21 protein-coding genes and 3 tRNA genes are annotated in these 24,561 nt (G+C 71.1%); 14 read left to right on the forward strand and 10 right to left on the reverse strand.

Features of this window, described 5'->3' with window-relative positions:
- Positions 1-39: 39 nt before the first annotated feature.
- The 9 genes from ACFC1T_RS24655 to rpmH form a co-directional block, all read right to left on the reverse strand.
- The gene (locus tag ACFC1T_RS24655; RefSeq protein WP_375891832.1) at positions 40-657 is read right to left on the reverse strand and encodes a GNAT family N-acetyltransferase; all 618 of its coding nucleotides are present in this window, start codon (positions 655-657) and stop codon (positions 40-42) included.
- A 133-nt stretch (positions 658-790) separates the two neighbouring features.
- A complete protein-coding gene (locus ACFC1T_RS24660; RefSeq protein WP_375891834.1) occupies positions 791-1,867 on the reverse strand; it encodes a ParB/RepB/Spo0J family partition protein in 1,077 nt (358 codons plus the stop codon).
- On the reverse strand, positions 1,864-2,841 hold the full coding sequence (locus ACFC1T_RS24665; RefSeq protein ID WP_360242813.1) for a ParA family protein: 978 nt from the start codon (positions 2,839-2,841) through the stop codon (positions 1,864-1,866). The genes ACFC1T_RS24660 and ACFC1T_RS24665 overlap by 4 nt, the downstream gene beginning before the upstream one ends.
- A 238-nt stretch (positions 2,842-3,079) precedes the next feature.
- On the reverse strand, positions 3,080-3,907 hold the full coding sequence (gene rsmG / locus ACFC1T_RS24670; protein ID WP_375891836.1) for a 16S rRNA (guanine(527)-N(7))-methyltransferase RsmG: 828 nt from the start codon (positions 3,905-3,907) through the stop codon (positions 3,080-3,082).
- Between the two features lie 160 nt (positions 3,908-4,067).
- On the reverse strand, positions 4,068-4,598 hold the full coding sequence (locus ACFC1T_RS24675; protein WP_375891838.1) for a protein jag: 531 nt from the start codon (positions 4,596-4,598) through the stop codon (positions 4,068-4,070).
- 65 nt (positions 4,599-4,663) lie between these two features.
- Positions 4,664-5,815: a membrane protein insertase YidC gene (yidC, locus tag ACFC1T_RS24680; protein WP_375891839.1), complete on the reverse strand. Its 1,152-nt coding sequence runs from the start codon at positions 5,813-5,815 to the stop codon at positions 4,664-4,666.
- Positions 5,816-5,818: 3 nt separating this feature from the next.
- The gene (yidD, locus tag ACFC1T_RS24685) at positions 5,819-6,133 is read right to left on the reverse strand and encodes a membrane protein insertion efficiency factor YidD (RefSeq protein WP_375891840.1); all 315 of its coding nucleotides are present in this window, start codon (positions 6,131-6,133) and stop codon (positions 5,819-5,821) included.
- Complete coding sequence (gene rnpA / locus ACFC1T_RS24690) at positions 6,130-6,558, reverse strand: ribonuclease P protein component (protein ID WP_375891842.1); 429 nt, start codon at positions 6,556-6,558, stop codon at positions 6,130-6,132. Before rnpA ends, yidD begins: the two co-directional genes overlap by 4 nt.
- 19 nt (positions 6,559-6,577) lie before the next feature.
- Entirely contained in the window at positions 6,578-6,715 is a 138-nt protein-coding gene (gene rpmH, locus ACFC1T_RS24695; RefSeq protein ID WP_030059672.1) for a 50S ribosomal protein L34, read from the reverse strand.
- A gap of 354 nt (positions 6,716-7,069) precedes the next feature.
- On the opposite strand from rpmH, the gene dnaA reads away from it, so the two are divergent.
- From dnaA to ACFC1T_RS24760, 13 genes are all read left to right on the forward strand, one after another.
- Positions 7,070-8,869 carry a chromosomal replication initiator protein DnaA gene (gene dnaA / locus ACFC1T_RS24700; protein WP_375891844.1) on the forward strand — a complete coding sequence of 600 codons (1,800 nt, stop codon included), beginning with the start codon at positions 7,070-7,072 and terminating at the stop codon, positions 8,867-8,869.
- Between the two features lie 953 nt (positions 8,870-9,822).
- Positions 9,823-10,953, forward strand: coding sequence for a DNA polymerase III subunit beta (dnaN, locus tag ACFC1T_RS24705; RefSeq protein WP_360242831.1), 1,131 nt, complete (start codon positions 9,823-9,825; stop codon positions 10,951-10,953).
- Between the two features lie 212 nt (positions 10,954-11,165).
- A complete protein-coding gene (gene gnd, locus ACFC1T_RS24710; protein ID WP_375891846.1) occupies positions 11,166-12,041 on the forward strand; it encodes a phosphogluconate dehydrogenase (NAD(+)-dependent, decarboxylating) in 876 nt (291 codons plus the stop codon).
- A 75-nt stretch (positions 12,042-12,116) separates the two neighbouring features.
- Positions 12,117-13,250 carry a DNA replication/repair protein RecF gene (gene recF / locus ACFC1T_RS24715; RefSeq protein ID WP_375891847.1) on the forward strand — a complete coding sequence of 378 codons (1,134 nt, stop codon included), beginning with the start codon at positions 12,117-12,119 and terminating at the stop codon, positions 13,248-13,250.
- 190 nt (positions 13,251-13,440) lie between these two features.
- Complete coding sequence (locus tag ACFC1T_RS24720; protein WP_375891849.1) at positions 13,441-13,980, forward strand: DUF721 domain-containing protein; 540 nt, start codon at positions 13,441-13,443, stop codon at positions 13,978-13,980.
- A gap of 259 nt (positions 13,981-14,239) precedes the next feature.
- Positions 14,240-16,264: a DNA topoisomerase (ATP-hydrolyzing) subunit B gene (gyrB, locus tag ACFC1T_RS24725; RefSeq protein WP_375891851.1), complete on the forward strand. Its 2,025-nt coding sequence runs from the start codon at positions 14,240-14,242 to the stop codon at positions 16,262-16,264.
- A 137-nt stretch (positions 16,265-16,401) separates the two neighbouring features.
- The gene (gene gyrA, locus ACFC1T_RS24730; RefSeq protein WP_375891972.1) at positions 16,402-18,939 is read left to right on the forward strand and encodes a DNA gyrase subunit A; all 2,538 of its coding nucleotides are present in this window, start codon (positions 16,402-16,404) and stop codon (positions 18,937-18,939) included.
- A 145-nt stretch (positions 18,940-19,084) separates the two neighbouring features.
- On the forward strand, positions 19,085-19,780 hold the full coding sequence (locus ACFC1T_RS24735; RefSeq protein WP_375891852.1) for a DUF3566 domain-containing protein: 696 nt from the start codon (positions 19,085-19,087) through the stop codon (positions 19,778-19,780).
- 257 nt (positions 19,781-20,037) lie between these two features.
- Positions 20,038-21,411, forward strand: coding sequence for a class I SAM-dependent methyltransferase (locus tag ACFC1T_RS24740; RefSeq protein ID WP_375891854.1), 1,374 nt, complete (start codon positions 20,038-20,040; stop codon positions 21,409-21,411).
- Between the two features lie 16 nt (positions 21,412-21,427).
- Positions 21,428-21,504 (forward strand) — tRNA-Ile (locus tag ACFC1T_RS24745).
- 85 nt (positions 21,505-21,589) lie between these two features.
- Positions 21,590-21,663, forward strand: a tRNA-Ile gene (locus tag ACFC1T_RS24750).
- A 325-nt stretch (positions 21,664-21,988) separates the two neighbouring features.
- Complete coding sequence (locus tag ACFC1T_RS24755) at positions 21,989-22,117, forward strand: DLW-39 family protein (protein ID WP_014137031.1); 129 nt, start codon at positions 21,989-21,991, stop codon at positions 22,115-22,117.
- Positions 22,118-22,286: 169 nt separating this feature from the next.
- Positions 22,287-22,359 (forward strand) — tRNA-Ala (locus ACFC1T_RS24760).
- Positions 22,360-22,418: 59 nt separating this feature from the next.
- Here ACFC1T_RS24760 and ACFC1T_RS24765 read toward each other — a convergent pair.
- Positions 22,419-23,126: a DUF5324 family protein gene (locus tag ACFC1T_RS24765; protein WP_375891855.1), complete on the reverse strand. Its 708-nt coding sequence runs from the start codon at positions 23,124-23,126 to the stop codon at positions 22,419-22,421.
- Between the two features lie 192 nt (positions 23,127-23,318).
- Between ACFC1T_RS24765 and ACFC1T_RS24770 the strand changes: the two genes are divergently transcribed.
- Positions 23,319-24,212, forward strand: a complete 894-nt coding sequence (locus ACFC1T_RS24770; RefSeq protein ID WP_375891857.1) for a rhomboid family intramembrane serine protease — start codon at positions 23,319-23,321, stop codon at positions 24,210-24,212.
- Positions 24,213-24,561 lie beyond the last annotated feature (349 nt).

Raw genomic sequence — 24,561 nt, forward strand, 5'->3', positions numbered from 1 at the left:
CCCCCCGGCGCCCCCCCCCCCCCCCGCCGTCGTACCCGCTCAGAACGGCCGCAGGGCCGGCTCCTTCCGCGCGCCGCCGAGCAGCCGCTCCAACGCCCCCTCCACGTCACCGCGCCAGGAGAGCGTGGTGCGCGCCTCCAGCCGCAGCCTCGGGTAGCGCGGGTGCGGCCGTACGGTCTTGAAGCCGACCGCGAGCAGGTGGTCGGCCGGCAGCACGCAGCTGGTGGGCACCCGGCCCGCCGCTCCGAAGGCCTCGATCGCCCGCACCCCGCGCCCCAGCAGGTCCTTGGCGACGGTCTGCACCAGCACCCGGCCCAGCCCCTGGTGCTGGTAGCCCGGCAGCACCCGGCTGACCATCAGCTGAACGGCGTCCGGCGCGACCGGGCTAGTCGGGAAGGACTGCGAGCGGGGGACGTAGGCGGGCGGCGCGTAGAGCACGAAGCCGGCCGGCCGGTCGTCCACGTAGACGATCCGACCGCAGGACCCCCACTCCAGCAGCACCGCGGAGATCCACCCCTCCTTCTCCAGCTCCGGCTTCCCGGACTCCACCGCCTCCTTCGCGCTGACCGGGTCCAGCTCCCAGAACACGCAGGAACGGCAGCCCGTCGGCAGGTCCGCGAGGTTGTCCAGCGTCAGCGGAACGATCCGGCGTCCCATGGCCCGCACCTCCTCCTCCCTCTCACGGTCGAGCATGCCCCCACGAACGCCGATGGGTGCATGTTTCACGTGAAACAGCGCTCACGTGGCCCATGCACCCATCGGGTCGTCGCCCCCGGTCCGGCCGACCGGCTCAGCCCTGCGACAGCCGCAGACCGTCCTCGCCCGGGGCCATGCTGTCCAGGATCCGGTTCAGGTCCTCGACCGACCCGAACTCCAGCACCACCTTGCCCTTGCCCAGCTTCCCGCCGCGCTGCGACACCTCGACCTTGACCCGGGTGTCGAAGCGGTCCGACAGCCGGCTCGCCAGGTCGTTGAACGCCGGGGAGATGATCCTGCCCGCCTTCGGGGCCTGGCGCTTCTCCCCCTTCGGCTCCTCCGAGCGCATCAGGACGACGAGTTCCTCGACGTTGCGCACCGTGAGGCCCTCGGCGATGATCCGCGCGGCCAGCTTCTCCTGCGCCTCGGGATCCGTCAGCGGCAGCAGCGCCCGGGCGTGCCCGGCCGTCAGCGTGCCGGCCGCCAGCCGGCGCTGGACGGCCGCCGGGAGCCGCAGCAGCCGCAGGGTGTTGGAGACGTGCGGACGCGAGCGGCCGATCCGGTCGGCCAGCTCCTCGTGGGTGCAGGAGAAGTCCCGCATCAGCTGGTCGTAGGCGGCCGCCTCCTCCAGCGGGTTCAGCTCGGCCCGGTGCAGGTTCTCCAGGAGGGCGTCCAGCAGCAGCTTGTCGTCCTCGGTGGCCCGGACGATCGCCGGGATCCGCTCCAGCCCCGCCTCCCGGGAGGCCCGCCAGCGGCGCTCGCCCATGATCAGCTCGTAGCGCTCGGCGGCGACCTGGCGCACCACGATCGGCTGCAGCAGGCCGACCTCCTTGATGGAGGTCACCAGCTCGACCAGCTTGTCCTCGTCGAACACCTCGCGCGGCTGGCGCGGGTTGGGGGTGATCGCGTCCAGCGGCAGCTCGGCGAAGGAGGCACCGGGCACCGGCGCCGGCGTCGACTGCTCCGCCTGGCGCCCGACGGCCGCGCGGGCCGCCACCGTGGCGCGGCCGCCCGGCAGCACCGGCACCGAGGCCGGTGACGTCCTGCCGGTCGCCACCACCGAGGTCGGCGCGGACGTGGCGGCAGCGGGCTGTGCCGCCCCGCCGTCGGTCGGCGCTGCGGGGCCGATCAGCGCCCCGAGCCCTCGTCCCAGACCCCTGCGACCACTCACTGATGACCCTCCGTCGTACCGTGCTGTGCCATCGGGGCGCCGTGCCCCGTACCGCTGCCGTCCCGCTGCTGACCGACCGACGAACCGCCGCCCTGGCCCACCGCGCGCAGCGCGAGCTCGCGGGCGGCCTCCAGGTACGAGAGCGCCCCGGTGGAACCCGGGTCGTAGGTCAGCACCGTCTGCCCGTAGCTGGGCGCCTCCGAGATGCGGACCGAGCGCGGGATCGCCGTGCTCAGCACCTCGGCCTGGAAGTGGGTCCGGACCTCCTCGGCCACCTGGGCGGCCAGCCTGGTCCGGGCGTCGTACATGGTGAGCAGGATGGTCGAGACGTGCAGCGTGGGGTTGAGGTGCGCGCGCACCAGCTCGACGTTGCGCAGCAGCTGGCCGAGGCCCTCCAGCGCGTAGTACTCGCACTGGATCGGGATCAGCACCTCCTGACCGGCCACCAGGGCGTTGACCGTCAGCAGGCCCAGCGAGGGCGGACAGTCGATCAGGATGTAGTCCAGCGGCTGCTCGTAGGCGGCGATGGCGCGCTGCAGCCGACTCTCCCGGGCCACCAGCGAGACCAGCTCGATCTCGGCGCCGGCCAGGTCGATGGTGGCGGGGACGCAGAAGAGCCCCTCGACGTCCACCACCGGCTGGACCACGTCGGCCAGCGGCTTGCCCTCGACCAGGACGTCGTAGATGGACGGCACCTCGGCGTGGTGGTCGATGCCGAGGGCGGTGGAGGCGTTGCCCTGGGGGTCCAGGTCGACCACCAGGACGCGCAGTCCGTGCATGGCCAGCGAGGCGGCCATGTTCACGGTGGTGGTGGTCTTGCCCACCCCGCCCTTCTGGTTGGCGACCACGATCACCCGGGTGGCGGCGGGCCGCGGTAGCCCCTCCCCCGCCCGGCCGATCGCCTGAACCGCAGCCTGGGCAGCCCGTGCGATGGGCGTGTCATCGATCTGGTCGATGGTCTCCGAGTCCTGCATGGGGCTCAGTGTTTCACGTGAAACCGGAGCGGCAACAGTCGCAGCCCGGCCGCGGCTGAGGATTCCGGAGAGCAGAGAGCGACGTTTCACGTGAAACACCATGCCCGCTATGCCGGAAATCTGACGTTGCGACACTCCGGTGTCCCGCCGGAGGCCCACCCGTCACCTGAACGACGACGGGCGGACGGTTCCCCCCTTGCGAGGGGAGCCGTCCGCCCGTCGTGGCGAACCGAGGACCTCAGCGGGTGCCGCGACGGCGCCCGCCCCGGGCGCGGTCACCGGTCTTGGCGCCGGCGTTACGACCGGCCCGGGCCGCCTTGGCCCGCTTGGTCGCGGCCTTCACGCCACCGGGGCTCTCCCCCGCCTTGACCTGGACCACCCGGGTAGAGGTCTCCAGGGTGCCCTCGCCGACCGAGATGACGGTCCACTCGACGGCGCCCAGCTTGGCCAGCCCGGCGCGCGAGTCGGCCAGCTCCTGCTCGGCGCTGTCCCCCTTGAGCGCCAGCATCTGCCCGTGCGGACGCAGCAGCGGCATGCCCCAGCCGGCCAGCCGGTCCAGCGGCGCCACGGCCCGGGCGGTCACCACGTCCACCGCGAGCTTGCCGATCATCTCCTCGGCGCGGCCGCGCAGGACCGTGACGTTCTCCAGCCCCAGCTCCCGGACGACCTCCTCCAGGAAGGTGGTCCGGCGCAGCAGCGGCTCCAGCAGGGTCACCGAGACGTCCGGCCGGGCCAGCGCCACCGGGATGCCCGGCAGACCGGCGCCGGAGCCGACGTCGCACAGGGTGGAGCCGGCGGGCAGCAGCTCGGCCAGCACCGCGCAGTTGAGGACGTGCCGGTCCCACAGCCGGGGCACCTCGCGGGGCCCGATCAGCCCGCGCCGGACGCCGGCCGTGGCCAGCAGCTCGGTGTAGCGGACGGCGGCGTCGAAGCGGTCGCCGAAGACCTCCCGGGCGGCGGCCGGCGCCTCGGCCAACACGTCCAGCTCGGGCAGCTCGGCCCGCTCCTCCGCGTCAGGGTTCACGTCCGCCCCCGGACGGCCGGTGGCCGCGTTCTCCGTGTCCATCTCGACCTCTCCGATCTCCGGATCCACCGACCCGCTCAACGCACTGTTTCACGTGAAACATCCCAGAAGGAAACAACGACCCCGCCCGCACGAGGCGGACGGGGTCGCGTTCGGCAAGACTCACCGGTCACCGCGGTGACCGGTCATCGTTCCGACGGCCTCAGGCCGGCAGCACGACCACGCACCGCTGGGGCTCCTCGCCCTCCGACTCGCTGCGCAGACCGGCGGCCGCGACCGCGTCGTGGACGACCTTGCGCTCGAACGGCGTCATCGGCCGCAGCTTGACCTGCTCGCCGCTGCTCTTCGCCTGCTCCGCGGCCTCGGCACCGAGGGCGGCCAGCTCCTCGCGCTTGCGGGCGCGGAAGCCGGCGATGTCCAGCATGAGACGGCTGCGCTCGCCGGTCTCCCGGTGGACGGCCAACCGGGTCAGCTCCTGCAGGGCCTCCAGCACCTCGCCGTCCTGGCCGACCAGGCGCTGCAGCGCGCGGTCGTTGCCGTCGCTGACGATGGACACCAGGGCACGGTCACCCTCGACGTCCATGTCGATGTCACCGTCGAGGTCCGCGATGTCGAGCAGACCCTCCAGGTAGTCCGCCGCGATGTCGCCCTCCTGCTCCAGGCGGGTGATGACGCTCTCGTCGGTGCTGGCGACGTCCTCGGCCTCGACGGCGGAGGTGGTGCCTTCCGTCACTGATGGACTCCTTCGGAGATGGGCCCGGCTGGCGGGCGGGGAACGAAGCTCTTCGCAGAAGTCGGTCAGGACTTCTTCTTCGGCCGCTGGCCGCCGCGCTTGGGCTGCTGCCGGGTGCCCTGCTTGGTGCCGCCGGGCTTGGCCGCGGTCTGCTTGGCAGCCGTGGTCTTGGCGGCGGAGTCCGCCGGGACGGCGTCCTCGGCGGGCTGCTCGACCTGGGTGTCCTCGCTCGACTCGACCGCCTGGCCGGCGCCCTGCTGGCGCTGGGCCTTGCTCTGGCGCCGGGGCTGCTGGCGGCTCGCCCGGACCGACTCCTCGACCACGGCGGCGGCGGAGGCCGCCTCGGCGATGGCCGCCTTGGAGGGGGGCAGCATGCCCCAGAGCGCGCCCTTGATCTCCGTACCGTCCGAGCGCAGTCGGCCGGCCTTCTTCAGCCGCGCCTGGCGCTCCGAGAAGGCCTGGCTGCCCGGGGTCGGGTTGTTGTGGATGACGACCAGCTGCTGGCCCATCGACCAGACGTTGGTGGTCAGCCAGTAGACCAGGACACCGACCGGGAAGTTGATGCCCATCACGGCGAACATGACCGGGAAGACGTACATCAGCATCTTCTGCTGCTGCATGAAGGGCGTCTTGACCGTGAGGTCGACGTTCTTGGTCATCAGCTGGCGCTGGGTGACGAACTGCGACAGCGACATCATCACGATCATCACCGCGGTGACGATCTTGACGCTGGTCTCCGGGCTGCCGAGGAAGGTCGCGGACAGCGGGGCACCGAAGATGTGCGCCTTGCCGGCGCTGACCAGCAGGGAGCCGTGGATGACGCCGATGTCGTGGCCCTTGGCGACGTTGGACAGCACGCCGTAGAGGGCGGTGAAGAACGGGGCCTGAACGATGATGGGAAGGCAGCTGGAGAACGGGTTGGTACCCGCATCCTTGTACAGCTTCATCATCTCTTCGGACTGGCGCTGCCGGTCGTTCTTGTAGCGCTCCTGGATGGCCTTCATCTTCGGCTGGATCGCCTGCATGGCCCGGGTCGCCTTGATCTGCTTCACGAAGAGCGGGATCAGGCAGATCCGGATGACGACCACCATCGAGGCGATGGCCAGACCCCAGGCCCAGCCACCGTCCGGGTCGAAGACGTTGCTGTACAGCGAGTGGAACTGGACGATGATCCAGGACACCGCTGTGTAGAGGGGACTCAGAAAACCGAAGGTCACCGGTCAGACTCCTTGGGCATCGGGCTTCGCCACCGGCTCCGGCTCGGCGGTCCCGCTCTTGGGGCTCAGCAGATCACGCAGCCGGCGGTGCCACACCGGGTGCTTGCGGGGCGGTACGTGGTCCACCCCGCCAGGTGACCAGGGATTGCAACGGAGGATGCGCCACACGGTCAGTCCGCCGCCCTTGACCGCCCCGTGCACCTTCACGGCTTCGAAGCCGTAGTGCGAGCACGAGGGGTAGTAGCGGCAGACCGGACCGAGCAGTGGGCTGATCGTCCACTGGTAGACCCTGATCAGTCCCATCAGCAGGTACTTCATCGCCCTGCTCCCGTCGGCGCCGTGGCGGCGGGCTCGACCCTCAGCAACCGCTTGAGCGCCGCGTCCAGGTCGCGTTCCAGCTCCTGGTACGAGGCGGTCGCGGCCTGGGGCAGCGCACGCACCACTATCAGGCTACCGGCGGGCAGCCTGGACAGACGATCACGAACGAGATGGCGCAACCGGCGCTTCACCAGGTTGCGGACGACCGCCGGGCCAACGGCCTTGCTCACGACGAAACCCGCACGCGCCGAAGGAGTCCCCTCGGCGACGTGCGGGCGGATGTCGCTGGTCCGGTCGGTCTGCCCCTGCGGGTCGCCTTCTCTGCTGAGATGGACGACCAGAAGGGGCCGACCGGCCCGGCGACCGCGTTTCACCGCGGTCGCGAAGTCCTGGCGCCGCCGCAGCCGATTCTCGGAGGGCAGCACAACAGACTCTGGGTGCGGATCAGGCGGACAGGCTGGCGCGGCCCTTGCCACGGCGGGCAGCCAGGATGGCGCGGCCGGCGCGGGTACGCATACGCAGCCGGAAGCCGTGGGTCTTCGCGCGACGACGGTTGTTCGGCTGGAAGGTGCGCTTGCTCACTCGGGGGCTCCTGAGGTGAATCGTAGGATGACGGGGAGTCGCTTGGCCGTCACCGTGCGTCCGCGTGATCTCCCTGGAATTCGGAAATCCGGCCCATCGCCCCAGTTCGGCTGGGGTCTGAGGCAATCCACGGCGCCCGTGCTGCGCGCCTTATGGAGCGGGTGGACCCGCGGACATGCGGCAGCGGCCATCGACAACTCGACCTGGTTACGGTACGCGGGACGGGGCACGAGGGTCAAACCAGCCGTCCGGAGGCCGTTTACCCACAGGCTGTGGACAACGACTTGATCCGTCCCTGTTCGCTGACTACCGTTGCAGGACTTGTCTGGTTTTGTTCTTGGAAAGCGTGCACCAGTGGCTGATGTCAACAGCGACCTCGTCCCGGTCTGGGCGAGGGTCGTCGAGCGGCTGGTCAGCGACCCCGATGTCGGGGAGATGGACAAACAGTGGGTGCAGCGCACCCAGCCCATGTGGATGATGCACGACACCGCCCTGCTGGCGACCCCGAACGAGCGGGCCAAGCAGGTGCTGGAGGGCCGGCTGCTGCCCCAGCTGACCGACGCGCTCAGCCGCGAGCTCAGCCGACCCGTCCGGATCGCCGTGATGGTCGACGCCAACGCGGTGCCCACCACCCCCGCACCGGCCGCCCAGGCCCCCGTCGAGCCCTACCCGGGCCCGGCCGAGGAGGACTCCGGCTACGGCGACCAGAACTACCAGCAGCCGTACGAGCAGGACTACGAGCGCCCCCGCTACGACACCGGCGGCTACGAGCAGCGCCCCGCGCCCTACGGCGGCGGCCAGCCCGCCCAGCCGTGGCCCGGCTACCAGGAGCCGCAGGCGCCGTACCACGAGCCCGAGGAGCCCTCGGCCCGCCCCGCCCCGCGGCACCTCCCCGGTCCGCCCTCCACGACCCAGGGCGACCTCTTCGGCGGCGCGTACGGCCCCGGCCCCGGCGAGCAGCCCCGCACCGGCGCCGGGCGCCGCGGACACGGCTCCCGGCCCTCCGGCGGACGCCCGGCCGAGAAGTCGGGCGCGGAGCCGCCGACCGAGCGCCCCGCCGTCCCCGGGGTGCCCGCCCCGCCCGGCGCTCCCCCGGCCGGCGGCTCCCGCAAGGACGAGCCGGCCGCCCGGCTGAACCCCAAGTACCTGTTCGACACCTTCGTCATCGGCGCCAGCAACCGCTTCGCGCACGCGGCGGCGGTGGCCGTCGCCGAGGCCCCGGCCAAGGCGTACAACCCGCTCTTCATCTACGGCGAGTCCGGGCTGGGCAAGACCCACCTGCTGCACGCCATCGGGCACTACTCGCGCAGCCTCTTCCCGGGCACCCGGGTGCGCTACGTGTCCTCGGAGGAGTTCACCAACGAGTTCATCAACTCGATCCGGGACGGCAAGGCGGACACCTTCCGCCGCCGCTACCGGGACATGGACATCCTGCTGGTGGACGACATCCAGTTCCTGGCGAGCAAGGAGTCCACCCAGGAGGAGTTCTTCCACACCTTCAACACCCTCCACAACGCGAACAAGCAGATCGTGCTGTCCTCGGACCGGCCGCCCAAACTGCTGACCACGCTGGAGGACCGGCTGCGCAACCGCTTCGAGTGGGGCCTGATCACCGACGTCACCCCGCCGGAGCTGGAGACCAGGATCGCGATCCTGCGCAAGAAGGCGATCCAGGAACAACTCAACGCCCCTGCCGACGTGTTGGAGTTCATCGCGTCCCGGATCACCCGCAACATCCGGGAGTTGGAGGGCGCGCTGATCCGGGTGACCGCCTTCGCCAACCTCAACCGGGCACCGGTGGACCTGGAGTTGGCGGGGATCGTCCTCAAGGACCTGATCCCCGGCGGGGACGAGGACGCCGGCCCGGAGATCACCGCGCAGGTCATCATGCAGCAGACCGCCGCCTACTTCGGCCTCGGTGTGGACGACCTCTGCGGCTCCTCGCGCAGCCGGGTGCTGGTGACGGCCCGGCAGATCGCCATGTACCTCTGCCGGGAGCTCACCGATCTCTCACTGCCGAAGATCGGCGCCCAGTTCGGCGGCCGCGACCACACCACGGTGATGCACGCGGACCGGAAGATCCGCTCGCTGATGGCCGAGCGGCGCTCCATCTACAACCAGGTCACCGAACTGACCAACCGCATCAAGAGCTAGCCGTCCCCCGCGAGTTGGGGGCGGACACCGGAGTGCCCCGGAAGGGCGTCAGGAGCGATCCTGGCGCCCTTCCGCCGTTTCCACAGGTGTGTACCGGGCCGCCGCCGGGCAGGTATCCGCACGACGGACGTCCCGCCGGTCCACAGCCCGCGCCGAACAACTGACCGGTGATTCGAAAACCGGGGGCGCGCAGGGCAGTTGTCCACAGGCCGGACCCCTTCCGCGCGGTCCACAGGCCCGGGAGCCCGGAGTTATCCAGAATTCGTCCACAGGCCCGGCGCCGCTACGCTCTTCCGCGCAGGTCAGGTGCCTGTGGACTTGTGCACAACCGTTGTCCACAGGGTGTGGACAATTGACGGGCCACCAGTGGGCCGTCCGGGTTATCCACCGGTTGTCCCCAGGGAGCGGGCGGTTATCCCCAGGTTGTCCACAACGGGGTCCACAGTTCGACAACCTTGGGCAGCCGTTCATACCCTGGTGTGAAAGGCGTCACGTAAAGTTGACCGGGGCCCGTGGATAACCGGGCCCGGATCTGGGGACAGTCCTGGGGATAACCTGTGGATACCCTGCGTGCCCTGTGGGTAACGCTCGGCTGTCCACAGCGCGGCCTGCCCGTCCACAGCCGCCGTCCACACCCGCTGTGGACAAAATCCGGGCGCTGACCTGCGGAAACAGGGTTATCCACGGTTTCCACAGGCCCTACTACTACCGCTACACAGTTAGACCGTGAACCTGCTTTCAAAGTGGGTGGTCCCGAAATCTGTGGACAACCGCGCCCCGACATCTGTTCGGCCTCGCTTCCGCCCGTCTGCCCCGTCTGTCGGCGGAGTACGTCAGACTGTCCTCTGCGACTGGAAGCGGAGTGGTAGAGCTCGGCGGACAGGCGGACCGACGATCAAGATCAGACGAACCAGAGTGCGAGCGGGAGCGCTCGATCCAGGAGGCGGTTACCGGTGAAGTTCCGGGTGGAGCGTGACGTCCTCGCGGAGGCGGTGGCCTGGGCTGCCCGCAGCCTCCCGGCACGGCCGCCGGTGCCGGTGCTGGCCGGCCTGCTGCTGACCGCGCAGGAGGGCAGCCTGGCGCTGTCCGGCTTCGACTACGAGGTCTCGGCCCGGGTCGAGCTCGAGGCGGACGTCGAGGAGGCCGGCACCGTCCTGGTCTCCGGTCGCCTGCTCAACGACATCTCGCGCAACCTTCCCAACAGGCCTGTGGAGATCTCCACCGACGGCCAGCGGGTCAGCGTGGTCTGCGGCAGCTCCCGCTTCACCCTCCCCACCCTCCCGGTGGACGAGTACCCGGCGCTGCCCCAGATGCCGACCGCCACCGGCACCGTCTCCGGGGACGTCTTCGCCTCCGCGGTCAGCCAGGCCGCCGTCGCGGCCGGCCGGGACGACACCCTGCCGGTGCTCACCGGCGTCCGGGTCGAGATCGAGGGCGACCGGATCACCCTGGCCGCCACCGACCGCTACCGCTTCGCCGTCCGCGACCTGCTGTGGAAGCCCGAGCAGTCGGACATCTCCGCGGTCGCCCTGGTCCCCGCCAAGACCCTCCAGGACATCGCCAAGTCCCTGGGCAGCGGTGACACGGTCTCCATCGCGCTCTCCTCGGGCGGCGCGGGCGAGGGCCTGATCGGCTTCGAGGGCGCCGGCCGCCGCACCACCACCCGGCTGCTGGAGGGCGAGTTCCCCAAGTTCCGCAGCCTCTTCCCGACCGAGTTCAGCGCGGTCGCCGCGATCCAGACCCAGCCCTTCCTGGAGGCGCTCAAGCGCGTCTCGCTGGTCGCCGAGCGCAACACCCCGGTCCGGCTCAACTTCGAGCAGGGCGTGCTGACCCTGGAGGCCGGCTCGGGCGACGACGCCCAGGCCACCGAGCGGATCGAGGCCGACCTGGAGGGCGACGACATCTCGATCGCCTTCAACCCGGGCTACCTGGAGGAGGGCCTCAAGGCCATCGACTCCCCGTTCGCCCAGCTGAGCTTCACCACCCCGACCAAGCCGGCCCTGCTCAGCGGCAAGGTCTCGGTGGACGCCGAGGAGGACAAGGCCTACCAGTACCTGATCATGCCGGTCCGCCTCTCCGGCTGACGACCGCTTCCGGCTGAGGACGGCTCCGGCCGACCCCGGCCGCTCCGGTCACCCACAGGCTGTGCACACCCGTTGTGCACAGCCTGTGGACGTCCCGACCCCGTCGACCCGGTCGGCCCGACCGCGCGGAGTCCGGATGCCCCGGAAGCGTAGGCTCGGGGATGCGGCAACGGCGCCGCCGCCAGGCACGTCCCCACAGTAAGGATTTGGTCATGGAGCTCGGCCTCATCGGTCTCGGCAAGATGGGCGGCAACATGCGCGAGCGGATCCGCCGCGCCGGCCACACCGTCATCGGATACGACCGCAACCCGGAGATCTCCGACGTCGAGACCCTGCAGGAGCTCGTCTCCAAGCTCCAGGGCCCGCGCGTGGTCTGGGTGATGGTCCCGGCCGGTGCCGCGACCCAGGCGACCGTCGACGAGCTCGCCGAGCTGCTCTCCCCCGGCGACGTCGTGGTGGACGGCGGCAACTCCCGCTGGACCGACGACATCAAGCACGCCGAGGCGCTGGCGGCCAAGGGCATCGGCTTCGTCGACTGCGGCGTCTCCGGTGGCGTCTGGGGCCTGGAGAACGGCTACGCGCTGATGTACGGCGGCGACGCCGAGCACGTCGCCCTGGTCCAGCCGGTCTTCGACGCGCTCAAGCCCGAGGGCGACTTCGGCTCGGTGCACGCGGGCGCGGTCGGCGCCGGCCACTTCGCCAAGATGGTCCACAACGGCATCGAGTACGCGATGATGCAGGCCTTCGCCGAGGGCTGGGAGCTGCTGGAGGCCGCCCCCGAGGTCACCGACGTGCGCGAGGTCTTCCGCAGCTGGCAGGAGGGCACGGTCATCCGCTCCTGGCTGCTGGACCTGGCCGTCCGCGCCCTGGACAGCGACGAGCACCTGGACAAGCTGCGCGGCTGGGCCGCCGACTCCGGCGAGGGCCGCTGGACCGTCGAGGCCGCGATCGACCACGCCGTTCCGCTGCCGGCGATCACCGCCTCGCTGTTCGCCCGCTTCGCCTCGCGCCAGGACGACTCGCCGCAGATGAAGATGATCGCCGCGCTGCGCAACCAGTTCGGCGGCCACGCGGTCGAGTCCAAGTAACCGAGAACCGGTCGGGGCCCCGGGGGCCGTTCCCCGGGTAGCCCCACACACAGAAGGCGGGCGCAGTCCACAGCCATGCACGTCGCGCACCTGTCGCTCGCCGACTTCCGGTCGTACGCCCGGGTCGAGGTTCCCCTCGACCCGGGCGTGACGGCCTTCGTCGGGCCCAACGGCCAGGGCAAGACCAACCTGGTCGAGGCGATCGGCTACGTCGCCACCCTGGGCAGCCACCGGGTGGCCACGGACGCCCCGCTGATCCGGCTGGGCGCCGAGCGGGCGGTCGTCCGCACCTCGGTGGTGGACCGCGGCCGCTCCACCCTGATCGAGCTGGAGCTCACGGCGGGCAAGGCCAACCGGGCCCGGATCAACCGCTCCGACAACGTCCGCCCGCGCGACGTGCTGGGCCTGTTGCGCACCGTGCTGTTCGCCCCCGAGGACCTCAGCCTGGTCAAGGGCGATCCGGGTGAGCGCCGGCGCTTCCTGGACGAGCTGCTGACCGCCCGGGCGCCCCGGCTGGCCGGGGTCCGGCAGGACTACGAGCGGGTGCTCAAGCAGCGCAACGCCCTGTTGAAGACCGCCGCGATGGCCCGCCGGGCCGGCGGCGGCAAGGGCGCCGACCTGTCCACCCTGGAGGTCTGGGACGGCCACCTGGCCCGCGCCGGGGCCGAGCTGACGGCCTTCCGGATCCAGTTGGTGGCCGCCCTGCAACCACTGGTGACGGGGGCGTACGGCCGGGTGGCCCCGGGTGGCGGGGAGACCGTCCTGGAGTACCGCAGCTCCTTCGAGGGCGAGCTGCCGAGCAGTCGGGAGCAGGCCGAGGAGCAGCTGCTGGCGGCGTTGCAGGCGGTCCGCAAGCAGGAGGTCGAGCGGGGGATCACCCTGGTCGGCCCGCACCGGGACGAGCTGGTGCTCAAGCTGGGCCCGCTGCCGGCCAAGGGCTACGCCAGCCACGGTGAGTCCTGGTCGTTCGCGCTGGCGCTCCGGCTGGCCTCGTACGAGCTGCTGCGCGCCGACGGCGGCGAGCCGGTGCTGGTCCTGGACGACGTGTTCGCCGAGCTGGACGCCGCCCGCCGGGACCGGCTGGCCGAGCTGGTGGCCGACGGCGAGCAGGTGCTGGTGACCGCGGCGGTGGCCGAGGACGTGCCGAAGGCGCTGGCCGGCGCCCGTTTCGCGGTCTCCGACGGCGCCGTGCGCCGGGTCGACGCCTGAGCCCCCGAGCCGTAACGACCCGAGCCGTAACGACCCGGTCCGACCGGATCCGTCGCGACCTGACCTGCCCCGTACCGAAGCTTTGCCGTCGGCACCCGCACCGCGGTGGGTGCCGACGTCCGGCGTGCGTGCGCTCCCGTAGGCTGGACGGCTCATCGGGTTGTCCACAGGCTGGGGAAAGGAGATCGCCGTGAGCGATTCGGCGGAGACCTCCCCCGGCCCCGGCGCCGCCGGGCCCACCGGTGCCGACCTCGCCCGCTCCGCGCTGAGGGCGGCCCGGGCGCAGGCCCGCCAGCGCGGTGAGCAGGTCCAGCAGAAGCGCGAGGCGAAGCGGCACGGGCTGCGCAGCGGCGCCCGCTCGGACGGCCGCGACCCGGTGCCGCTGGGGGCGGCACTGAACCGGCTGCTGACCGAGCGCGGCTGGGAGTCCTCCGCCGCGGTCGGCGGGGTGATGGGCCGTTGGCCGCAGATCGTCGGCCCGGACATCGCCGCGCACTGCCACCCCTCTTCCTACGACGAGGCCGCCGCGGTGCTCACCGTGCAGTGCGACTCCACCGCGTGGGCGACCCAACTGCGCTGGCTGGCACGCCAGTTGGTGGCCCGTCTGAACCACGAACTGGGCCATGGCACGGTCCGCACCATCAAGGTGCTCGGCCCGGCCGCGCCGGCCCGCGGCTACGGCCGGCTGCGCGCGCCGGGGAGCAAGGGCCCGGGCGACACCTGGGGCTGAGCCCGGCCGGCGGGGATCACCCCCGGCCGGGATCGGACCACGATCTTCCGGAACCCCTGACGGCCCTTCCAGGCGCCTCCGGCCCCCCGGTCGAGTATCGGGACACGTCCAGAGGGGATTCAGGGCGGCATATCTGCCTTCAAGGGCTGCCAAACGCCCATCTATGTCAGTCGTACCGGTAGACTGAGAGCCAAACACTGTTGCTAGTGGCAACCGAGTCGAAACGCCGTGGTCGCACGCCCGCCCGCACGGGGCTGGAATGCGGCCCGCGCTGTGCCAGAGAGGGCGCTTCGTGGCCGATTCCGGCAACCCCAGCCAGACCCCAGACCAGAACGACCAGGCTTCCTACACCGGTAGCAACATCCAGGTGCTGGAAGGCCTCGACGCCGTCCGCAAGCGCCCCGGCATGTACATCGGTTCCACCGGTGAGCGTGGCCTGCACCACCTGGTGCAGGAGGTCGTGGACAACTCCGTCGACGAGGCGATGGCGGGGTACGCCGACACCATCGACGTCACGATCATGCCCGACGGCGCCATCCGCTGCGTCGACAACGGCCGAGGCATCCCGGTGGACATCGTCCCCGGCCAGGACAAGCCGGCCGTCGAGGTCGTGCTCACCGTCCTGCACGCGGGCGGCAAGTTCGGCGGCGGCGGCTACGCCGTCTCCGGCGGTCTGCACGGCGTCGGCGTCTCGGTGGTGAACGCGCTGTCCACCCGGCTCTCGGTGGAGATCCACAAGGACGGCCACATCTGGACCCAGGACTACAAGATGGGCGCGCCGACCGCCCCCCTGGTCAAGGGTGCCGAGACCGACCGCACCGGCACCACGGTGACCTTCTGGGCCGACCCGGACATCTTCGAGACCACCGTCTACTCCTTCGAGACGCTGTCGCGGCGCTTCCAGGAGATGGCCTTCCTCAACAAGGGCCTGTCGATCTCGCTGACCGACGAGCGCCCCGAGCACGTGGACGAGGAGGGCAAGCCGCTCTCCGTCACGTACAAGTACGACGGCGGCATCGCCGACTTCGTCGCCCACCTCAACTCCCGCAAGGGCGAGGTCATCCACCCCTCGGTGATCGACTTCGAGGCGGAGGACAAGGACAAGGCGATCTCGGTGGAGATCGCGATGCAGTGGAACTCCTCCTACACCGAGGGGGTCTACAGCTTCGCCAACACCATCCACACCCACGGCGGCGGCACCCACGAGGAGGGCTTCCGCGCCGCGCTGACCGGCCTGGTCAACCGCTACGCGCGGGACAAGAAGCTGCTCCGCGAGAAGGACGACAACCTCTCCGGCGAGGACATCCGCGAGGGCCTGACCGCGATCATCTCGGTCAAGCTCGGCGAGCCGCAGTTCGAGGGCCAGACCAAGGACAAGCTCGGCAACACCGAGGCGAAGACCTTCGTCCAGAAGGTCGTCCACGAGCAGCTCAACGACTGGCTGGACCGCAACCCCACCGAGGCTTCGGACATCATCCGCAAGTCCATCCAGGCCGCCACCGCGCGCGTCGCCGCCCGCAAGGCCCGCGACCTGACCCGCCGCAAGGGCCTGCTGGAGTCCGCCTCGCTGCCGGGCAAGCTCTCGGACTGCCAGTCCAAGGACCCCTCCGAGTGCGAGATCTTCATCGTCGAGGGTGACTCCGCCGGCGGCTCGGCCAAGCAGGGCCGCGACCCGCGCACCCAGGCCATCCTGCCGATCCGCGGCAAGATCCTGAACGTCGAGAAGGCCCGGATCGACAAGGTGCTGCAGAACACCGAGGTCCAGGCACTGATCTCGGCCTTCGGCTGCGGCATCCAGGAGGACTACGACGAGTCCAAGCTGCGGTACCACAAGATCGTCCTGATGGCCGACGCCGACGTCGACGGACAGCACATCCGCACCCTGCTGCTCACCCTGCTGTTCCGCTTCATGCGGCCGCTGGTGGAGTCCGGGTACGTCTACCTCGCCATGCCCCCGCTGTACAAGATCAAGTGGGGCAAGGACGACTTCGAGTACGCCTACTCCGACCGCGAGCGCGACGCCGTGATCGCGGCGGGCGTCGAGGCCGGCCGCCGACTGCCCAAGGACGACGCGATCCAGCGCTTCAAGGGTCTCGGCGAGATGAACGCCGAGGAGCTCCGGGTCACCACCATGGACGCCGAGCACCGCCTGCTGCTCCAGGTCACCCTGGAGGACGCCGCCCGTGCCGACGAGCTGTTCTCCGTGCTGATGGGCGAGGACGTCGAGGCGCGCCGCTCCTTCATCCAGCGCAACGCCAAGGACGTCCGCTTCCTGGACGTGTGACGCCTGCGAACCAGGCCCCGCACGTACCAGTCCGCGTGAAAGGAAACTGACCACCAGTGGTCGACGACAACCGTCCCGAAGGCGACCAGCCCGAGACTCCCGAGACCCCCGCAGCCGAGGCCGCCACCCAGGTGACCATGCGGATCGAGCCGGTCGAGCTCGAGACCGAGATGCAGCGCTCGTACCTCGACTACGCGATGAGCGTGATCGTCAGCCGGGCGCTCCCCGAGGTCCGCGACGGCCTCAAGCCGGTGCACCGCCGCGTGCTCTACGCGATGTACGACGGCGGGTACCGGCCCGAGAAGGGCTACTACAAGTGCGCCCGCGTCGTCGGCGACGTGATGGGCAACTACCACCCGCACGGTGACACCTCGATCTACGACACCGTGGTCCGCCTGGCCCAGCCGTGGTCGATGCGGATGCCGCTGGTGGACGGCAACGGCAACTTCGGCTCCCCGGGCAACGACCCGGCCGCGGCCATGCGCTACACCGAGTGCAAGATGATGCCGCTGGCCATGGAGATGATGCGCGACATCGACGAGGAGACCGTCGACTTCGCGGCCAACTACGACGGCCGCTCCCAGGAGCCGACCGTCCTGCCCGCGCGCATCCCCAACCTGCTGGTCAACGGCTCCACCGGCATCGCGGTCGGCATGGCCACCAACATCCCGCCGCACAACCTCCGCGAGGTCGCCTCCGGCGCGCTCTGGTACCTGGAGAACCCCGAGGCCTCCTCCGAGGAGCTGCTGGAGGCCCTGATCGAGCGGATCAAGGGCCCCGACTTCCCGACCGGCGCGCTGATCGTCGGCCGCCGCGGGATCGACGACTACTACCGCACCGGCCGCGGCTCGGTCACCATGCGCGCCGTGGTCGAGGTCGAGGAGATCCAGGGCCGCCAGTGCCTGGTGATCACCGAGCTGCCGTTCCAGGTCAACCCGGACAACCTCGCCCTCAAGATCGCCGACCTGGTCAAGGACGGCAAGATCGCCGGCATCGCCGACGTCCGCGACGAGTCCTCGTCCCGCACCGGCCAGCGCCTGGTGGTCGTGCTCAAGCGCGACGCGGTCGCCAAGGTCGTGCTCAACAACCTGTACAAGCACACCGAGCTGCAGACCAACTTCGGCGCCAACATGCTGGCCCTGGTCGACGGCGTGCCGCGCACGCTGTCGCTCGACGCCTTCATCCGGCACTGGGTCAACCACCAGGTCGAGGTCATCGTCCGGCGCACCAGGTTCCGCCTGCGCAAGGCCGAGGAGCGCGCCCACATCCTGCGCGCGCTGCTCAAGGCCCTGGACCTGATCGACGAGGTCATCGCGCTGATCCGGGCCTCGGCCAGCGCCGACGCCGCCCGCACCGGCCTGATGGGCCTGCTGGACATCGACGAGCTCCAGGCCAACGCGATCCTGGAGATGCAGCTGCGCCGGCTGGCCGCCCTGGAGCGCCAGCGGATCATGGACGAGCACGACGAGCTGCAGCGCAAGATCGACGAGTACAACGCCATCCTGGCCTCGCCGACCCGCCAGCGCGAGATCATCTCCGAGGAGCTCGGCGCGATCGTCGAGAAGTACGGCGACGAGCGCCGCTCGACCCTGATCCCCTCGGACGGCGACCTCTCCATCGAGGACCTCATCGCCGAGGAGGACATCGTCGTCACGATCACCCGTGGCGGCTACGTCAAGCGGACCCGCTCCGACCTCTACCGCTCGCAGAAGCGCGGCGGCAAGGGCGTGCGCGGTGCCCAGCTCAAGCAGGACGACATCGTCGACCACTTCTTCGTGACGACGACCCACAACTGGATCCTGTTCTTCACCAACAAGGGCCGGGTCTACCGCGCCAAGGGCTACGAGCTGCCGGACGCCGGCCGCGACGCCCGCGGCCAGCACGTGGCCAACCTGCTGGCCTTCCAGCCGGGGGAGCACATCGCCCAGGTGATGGCCGTCCGCACCTACGAGGACAAGCCGTACCTGGTCCTGGCCACCCGGGCCGGCCTGGTGAAGAAGTCCCCGCTCAAGGACTACGACTCCCCGCGCTCCGGCGGCCTGATCGCGATCAACCTGCGCCAGGACGACGAGGGCCGGGACGACGAGCTGATCGGCGCCGAGCTGGTCTCCTCCGAGGACGACCTGCTGCTGGTCTCCAAGAAGGCCCAGTCGATCCGCTTCACCGCGACCGACGACGCCCTGCGGCCCACCGGCCGCGCCACCTCCGGCGTCAAGGGCATGGCCTTCCGCGAGGACGACGAGCTGCTCTCGATGAACGTCGTCCGCCCGGGGACGTACGTCTTCACCGCCACGGACGGCGGCTACGCCAAGCGGACCGGTGTGGACGAGTACCGTGTCCAGGGACGCGGCGGCTACGGCACCAAGGCGGCGAAGATCGTCGAGGGCCGGGGCTCGCTGGTCGGCGCACTGGTGGTCGACGACACCGACGAGATCATGGCGATCACCCTCTCGGGCGGTGTGATCCGCACGAGGGTTTCCGAGGTTCGTGAAACCGGACGTGACACCATGGGCGTCCAACTGATCAACCTCGGAAAGCGCGACGCGGTGGTGGGCATGGCCCGCAACGCGGAGGCCGAGGACGAGGAGACGGCGGAGGACGAGGTCGCCGGCACCGAGTCCACCGAGACGACCGAAGGTGCGGGGACGGCGGTCGGCGGCGACGCCGAGGTCTGAACCGAACCGCAGACCGGTGCCGCCGCGTCCAGAAGAGTGGACGCGGCGTCACCGGACGCCGACCAGTTCCGGGCAATCCCGCCGGGCGCTGGATGACGAGTGACGGATCAGGGCGCCGCCCTGGTGGGAAGTGCGGGAGGACCAGGTGAGTGGAGCCACGGGTGCTGCGGGAGGACCCGCCGGCGGCCGTCCGGGCGCGCAGGGCGGGGGGTCGTACGGCGTTCCGGGGCAGCCGCCGACCGAGCACTCGGCCGCGTCCACCTCGCTGATGCCGCCGGTCGGCGGAGCGGGCCAGGCCGGACAGAGCGGCTTCTCGCAGCCGACGACGTACACCAAGGGGCAGCCGACCCCGGCCCGGGGCACCCGGACCGGCGGCAACACCCCGCCCGGAGGCACCCCGGTGCCCGGTGCGGCGCGTCGCCCCGCCGCCGCCCCGGCGACCGTCGGGGGCGGCCTCGGCCGGACCCGCAAGGCCCGGCTGCGGGTGACCAAGGTCGACCCGTGGTCGGTGATGAAGGTCAGCTTCCTGCTGTCGCTGGCCGTCGGCATCATCATCATCGTGGCCTCGGCCGTGCTGTGGATGACCCTGGACTCGCTCGGCGTCTTCGACTCGCTGACCAAGACCCTCAAGGACGTCACCGGCGGCGGCGCGGACAACGCCAGCAGCCAGCTGAACCTGATGGACTACATCGGCTTCGGCAAGGTCATGATGTTCACCACGCTGATCGCGGTGGTCGACGTGGTGCTGCTGACCGCGCTCTCCACGCTGTCGGCCTTCATCTACAACGCGGCGGCCGGATTCACCGGCGGCGTCGAGCTCACCCTGGCCGAAGAGGACTGATCCGGCCGGATCCTGACCCCTGGTCAATTCACCGTCCGCGGACGGAATGTACGGGCCCCGCAGGCTGTTGCAGCCTGCGGGGCCCGTCGGCATTTCGGGTGACAGCCGGCTCCCGCGGCGTGCCGCCCGGAAACGGGCCGGCCGCGGTGGGATTAGCTGGACGCCGCCCGTTCCCACCCGTGGGAGTGCCGCAGGCCGCCCCGGTCGGTCGACCGGGTCAGGAGGGTTTCCGCAGGAAGGCTGGACGGAGGCGCGCGGTGGCGAAGCTCGCAGATCAACTGGTCGAGGCCCTGGACGGGCTGTTGGGCATCCCGATCCCCTTGCGGGTGCAGGCCTGGGACGGCAGTGTCGCCGGGCCGCCCGGAGCACCCACCCTGGTGCTGCGCAACCGCAGGGCGCTACGCCGGCTGATGTGGCAGCCGGGCGAGCTGGGCCTGGCCCGGGCCTACGTCTCGGGGGACCTCGACCTCGCCCCCGGCACCGACCTCTACGAGACGCTCTCCGAGGTCGCCCGCTTCGCCGAACTCCCCGAGATCCGCACCATGGCCCTCGGGCCGCGCGACGTCCTCGGCGCCGCGGGCCGCCGGGCGGTCGCCGCGGCCCTCCGGGCCGGGGCGGTCGGCCCGGAGCCCACCCCGCCCCCGGAGGAGGTCCGCCGGGCCCAGGGGCGGCTGCACAGCCGCGGCCGGGACCGCGCCGCCATCAGCCACCACTACGACGTCGGGAACGACTTCTACGGCCTCGTGCTGGGCTCCTCGATGGTCTACTCGTGCGCCTACTGGACGCCCGAGGCGAAGAGCCTGGAGGCCGCCCAGGAGGCCAAGCTCGACCTGATCTGCCGCAAGCTCGGCCTGCGGCCCGGGATGCGGCTGCTGGACGTCGGCTGCGGCTGGGGCTCGCTGCTGCTGCACGCGGCCGAGCACTACGGGGTCACCGCGGTCGGCGTCTCGATCTCCACCGAGCAGGTCGCGCTGGCCCGCGCCCGGATCGAGGAGGCCGGCCTGGCCGACCGGGTGGAGGTCCGGCTCCAGGACTACCGGGAGATCACCGACGGCCCCTTCGACGCGATCTCCAGCGTCGGGATGGCCGAGCACGTCGGCGCGGAGCAGTACCGGGTGTACGCCGACGGCCTGTTCCGGCTGCTGGCGCCCGGCGGCCGGTTGCTCAACCACCAGATCGCCCGGCGCCCCGACCACCCCGGCGAACCGCACCGCACCAGCCCCTTCATCGACCGCTACGTCTTTCCGGACGGCGAGCTCTCCCCGGTCGGTTCCACCGTGGCCCGGCTGGAGGAGGCCGGCTTCGAGGTCCGGGACGTCGAGGCGCTGCGCGAGCACTACGCGCTGACCCTGCGCGAGTGGGTGGCCAACCTGGAGGCGCACTGGACGGAGGCGGTCCGGCTGGTCGGCCTCGGCCGCGCCCGGGTCTGGCGGCTGTACATGGCGGCCTCCGCGTTGGCCTTCGAGCAGAACCGGATCGGGGTGAACCAGATCCTCGCCGTCCGCAGCACCGAGGAGGGCGGCTCGGGCCTGCCGCCGACCCGTGAGGAATGGCTGGTGCGCCCGGCCGCCGAGGTCACTGCCGCGACCCCGGTCGGAACGGATTTGGGGGATCGGCGGTCGGTCCGCTAATCTTTCAGTGCGGCAAGGGCCTATAGCTCAGACGGTTAGAGCGCTTCCCTGATAAGGAAGAGGCCACAGGTTCAAGTCCTGTTAGGCCCACCACCGCGAAGGGCCCGGAGTGATCCACTCCGGGCCCTTCGACGTTTTCGCAGATCGGGCGGCTTCCGGTACGCTCTGTGTGCAGCGAGGGCCTATAGCTCAGACGGTTAGAGCGCTTCCCTGATAAGGAAGAGGCCACAGGTTCAAGTCCTGTTAGGCCCACCGCCCCGAAGGGCCCGGAGTGATCCACTCCGGGCCCTTCGACGTTCCCCGGCGGACCGCCCCTGACGAGGGCTTCCCGGGCGGACCGGGTGCGGACGATCCGTACGACATGAGGTGCGGCGTCAATCCTCGGACCGGACCGCCGGGTTGACGGTGCCGGTGGCTGGTCACGATTGGGACACCGGTGTGTATCATCGGCCGCAAGGGCAGTCCGGCACCCGACAGCCCGTTCGCGCTCGAAACACATCTGGACTCGTCGGCCCGGTCGGTCCGGCCGGAGCACCGGCTCCTGAGTCCGCCAACGCTAGAAGGACGAGGTCCCGCGGTGAAGAAGCTCCTCCTGGTCGCCCTGGTCGCCCTCGGCGGCTTCTTTGTCTACCGTCAGGTCCAGGCGGACCGCGCCGAGCAGGACCTGTGGACCGAGGCCACCGACCCGGTTCCGGCCGGTCGCTGAGCCCCGGACGATCTGACGATCGACGGTCTTCGGAGGCGCTGACCGGCGCCTCCCGAACCGGTCGGCCCGCTCACTCGATCGGACCGGCCGGTTCCCCCAGGGGGACGGCTCTCGGAAACACGCCGGAACCCGGTACGCTAGTGCCCGTTGGCACGCGCCGTGCCGTCGAGGGGCATTAGCTCAGTTGGTAGAGCGCTGCCTTTGCAAGGCAGATGTCAGGAGTTCGAGTCTCCTATGCTCCACAGCGCCTGAACGGCGGTCGACCCTTCCGGGTCGGCCGCCGTTCGGCGTTCCCGGGGTCCTAGGGCGTGTCGTCCTCGGTGGGCTCGGCGGCTCCGGCCGCCTCCTCGGGGGTGAGGCCGTTCACCGGGGAGGTGGCGGCGGTCGCACCGGCCGGCCGGTGGGACTGCGGGGCCGGGGGCTCGACCAGCCACTCCGGGTTGCTGTGCCGGCGCCACCACTGCCAGGCGACCAGCCCGCCACCGACCGCCAGCACCCCGGCCAGCAGCAGCCCGGCCGTCGTCCGGCCGCCGCACCGCTGCTGCCGCTTCGCGTTCCGGGCGGCCAGCTCGTTGATCTCGGCCGAGCTGACGTGGCCCTGGAGGGCGGTCAGCGCGGCGGCGCCGCGGGACTGGGCCTCGTGGGCGACCGGGGAGACCGCGGCCCGGGCCTCCTCGACGGCCTGGGCGACCCTGGGACCGACCGTGCCGCGCGCCTGGTCGGCGGCGCGGGCGGCGGACAGGCGGGCCGCCAGAGCGGCCTCCTGGGCCCGGTGGAGGGCCCGCAGGGTGTTCTGCTGGGCCTCGGGCGGCAGGTTGGCGAAGGCCTGGCCGAACTGCGGGGCGAGGTGCCGGTCGTACTGGACACGGAGGGTGTGGGCGGCCTGGGCGGCCTTGGGGCCGAGGGCGTCCAGGGCGGGCCCGAGGCGCTGCTTGGCGCCGTCCGCGAACTGTGCGGCGGAGTCCCGGGTCCTGGTGGCGGTGTCACGGGCCGAGTCCGAAAAGCTCACGAGTCTCTCCTCCTGGTGGCGTCCTTTATGCACATATCCACCTGAATGCTGATCATGCATCCGGATTTGTCCACCGGCACGCCGGGGTGGGCCGTACGCGGGCCCCGGCGGGGCCGTTCGGGGGCCCTGCGGGGTACGGGCCGCAGTAGGCTGGCGGCTTCGGTGGTCGGCCAGGGGAAGGGGTAGCCGCTGATGCTCCCGGACGAGCCGCGAGGGTCCACGGACCGGTCCCCCGGGGCCGGGCAGCCCGACTGCCACCGGCACCCGGGGACGCCCACCGGGATCTCCTGCACCCGCTGCGAGCGGCCGATCTGCCCGCAGTGCATGGTGGCCGCCGCGGTGGGCTTCCAGTGCCCCGAGTGCGTCGGCGAGGGGCACGCCGGGGCGCGGCGGGCCACCACCCGCTTCGGCGGGGCGCCGACCCTGGACGGCGGGCTGGTGACCCGGACGCTGGTCGGGATCAACGTGGTGGTCTGGGTGCTGGCCGCGTACGTCCTCAACCCGCGCCTGGGCGAGGTCTGGTCGCTGGCCAGCGCCGGCCGGGCGCACGACGGGGGGCCGTACGGCGTCGCCGACGGCCCGGGCCAGTGGTACCGGCTGCTGACCGCCACCTTCCTGCACCTGGAGTGGTGGCACATCGGGTTGAACATGCTGGTGCTGCTGTGGCTCGGCCCCCCGCTGGAGGAGGCGCTCGGGCGGCTGCGCTTCCTGGCCCTCTACCTGCTCGCCGGGCTGGGCGGCAGCACCTTCGCCTTCCTGGTGGCGGGGGACTGGATGAACTCGGTGGGGGCCTCCGGGGCCGTCTTCGGCCTGATCTCCGCCACGATCCTGATGCAGCTGCGGGACCGGGGCCCGGTCGCCCCGGCGGTGGCCTTCCTGGTCTTCAACCTGGTGGTGACCTTCGCCCGCCCGACCATCGACTGGCGGGCGCACATCGGCGGCCTGGTGGTCGGCGGCCTGGTCGCCTTCGGCCTGATGTACGCCCCGCGCGAGCGGCGCGCCCTGGTCCAGTGGCTGACGCTGGCCGGCGCGGTGGCCCTGGAAGCGGTGCTGCTGCTGACCGGGATGGCCCTGTACGGCGCGTGACGCCCCGGACATTTGTCCACAGCGGGTGCGGAGTTGTGCACAGGCCGTGCGGTGATCGGGCTGTGGACTGTTGTTCTACGCGTGTCCTGCTGTGCGGTTCGTCCGCGTCCCGGGAGTTGTGCACAGCTGTGGACGGTGGCGCGGCACGAAGTTATCCACAGGCTGTGGGGACTTTTCCCCAGTGTGGATAACCATGTGGATAAGCCCGACCGTCCGATGGTGGGACGGTCCGATGATGGGCGTGCCGATGACACCGCGACCGGTCGCGGGCACGCCTGAGCGCCACTCCGGGACCGGGGTCCGGAGCGGCGGTCAGGACTCGGGATCGAGCCTCAGGACGCGCGGAGCG

It is taken from the genome of Kitasatospora sp. NPDC056076, assembly GCF_042266305.1.
GTDB lineage: Bacteria > Actinomycetota > Actinomycetes > Streptomycetales > Streptomycetaceae > Kitasatospora.

What these genes read in the sequence shown, in the direction of transcription:
- ACFC1T_RS24655 (WP_375891832.1), bottom strand. Translation starts at nt 657, where the DNA reads ATGGGACGCCGGATCGTTCCGCTGACGCTGGACAACCTCGCGGACCTG.
- ACFC1T_RS24665 (WP_360242813.1), bottom strand. Translation starts at nt 2,841, where the DNA reads ATGCAGGACTCGGAGACCATCGACCAGATCGATGACACGCCCATCGCA.
- rsmG (WP_375891836.1), bottom strand. Translation starts at nt 3,907, where the DNA reads ATGGACACGGAGAACGCGGCCACCGGCCGTCCGGGGGCGGACGTGAAC.
- yidD (WP_375891840.1), bottom strand. Translation starts at nt 6,133, where the DNA reads ATGAAGTACCTGCTGATGGGACTGATCAGGGTCTACCAGTGGACGATC.
- gnd (WP_375891846.1), top strand. Translation starts at nt 11,166, where the DNA reads ATGGAGCTCGGCCTCATCGGTCTCGGCAAGATGGGCGGCAACATGCGC.
- recF (WP_375891847.1), top strand. Translation starts at nt 12,117, where the DNA reads ATGCACGTCGCGCACCTGTCGCTCGCCGACTTCCGGTCGTACGCCCGG.
- gyrB (WP_375891851.1), top strand. Translation starts at nt 14,240, where the DNA reads ATGCGGCCCGCGCTGTGCCAGAGAGGGCGCTTCGTGGCCGATTCCGGC.
- gyrA (WP_375891972.1), top strand. Translation starts at nt 16,402, where the DNA reads ATGCGGATCGAGCCGGTCGAGCTCGAGACCGAGATGCAGCGCTCGTAC.
- ACFC1T_RS24770 (WP_375891857.1), top strand. Translation starts at nt 23,319, where the DNA reads ATGCTCCCGGACGAGCCGCGAGGGTCCACGGACCGGTCCCCCGGGGCC.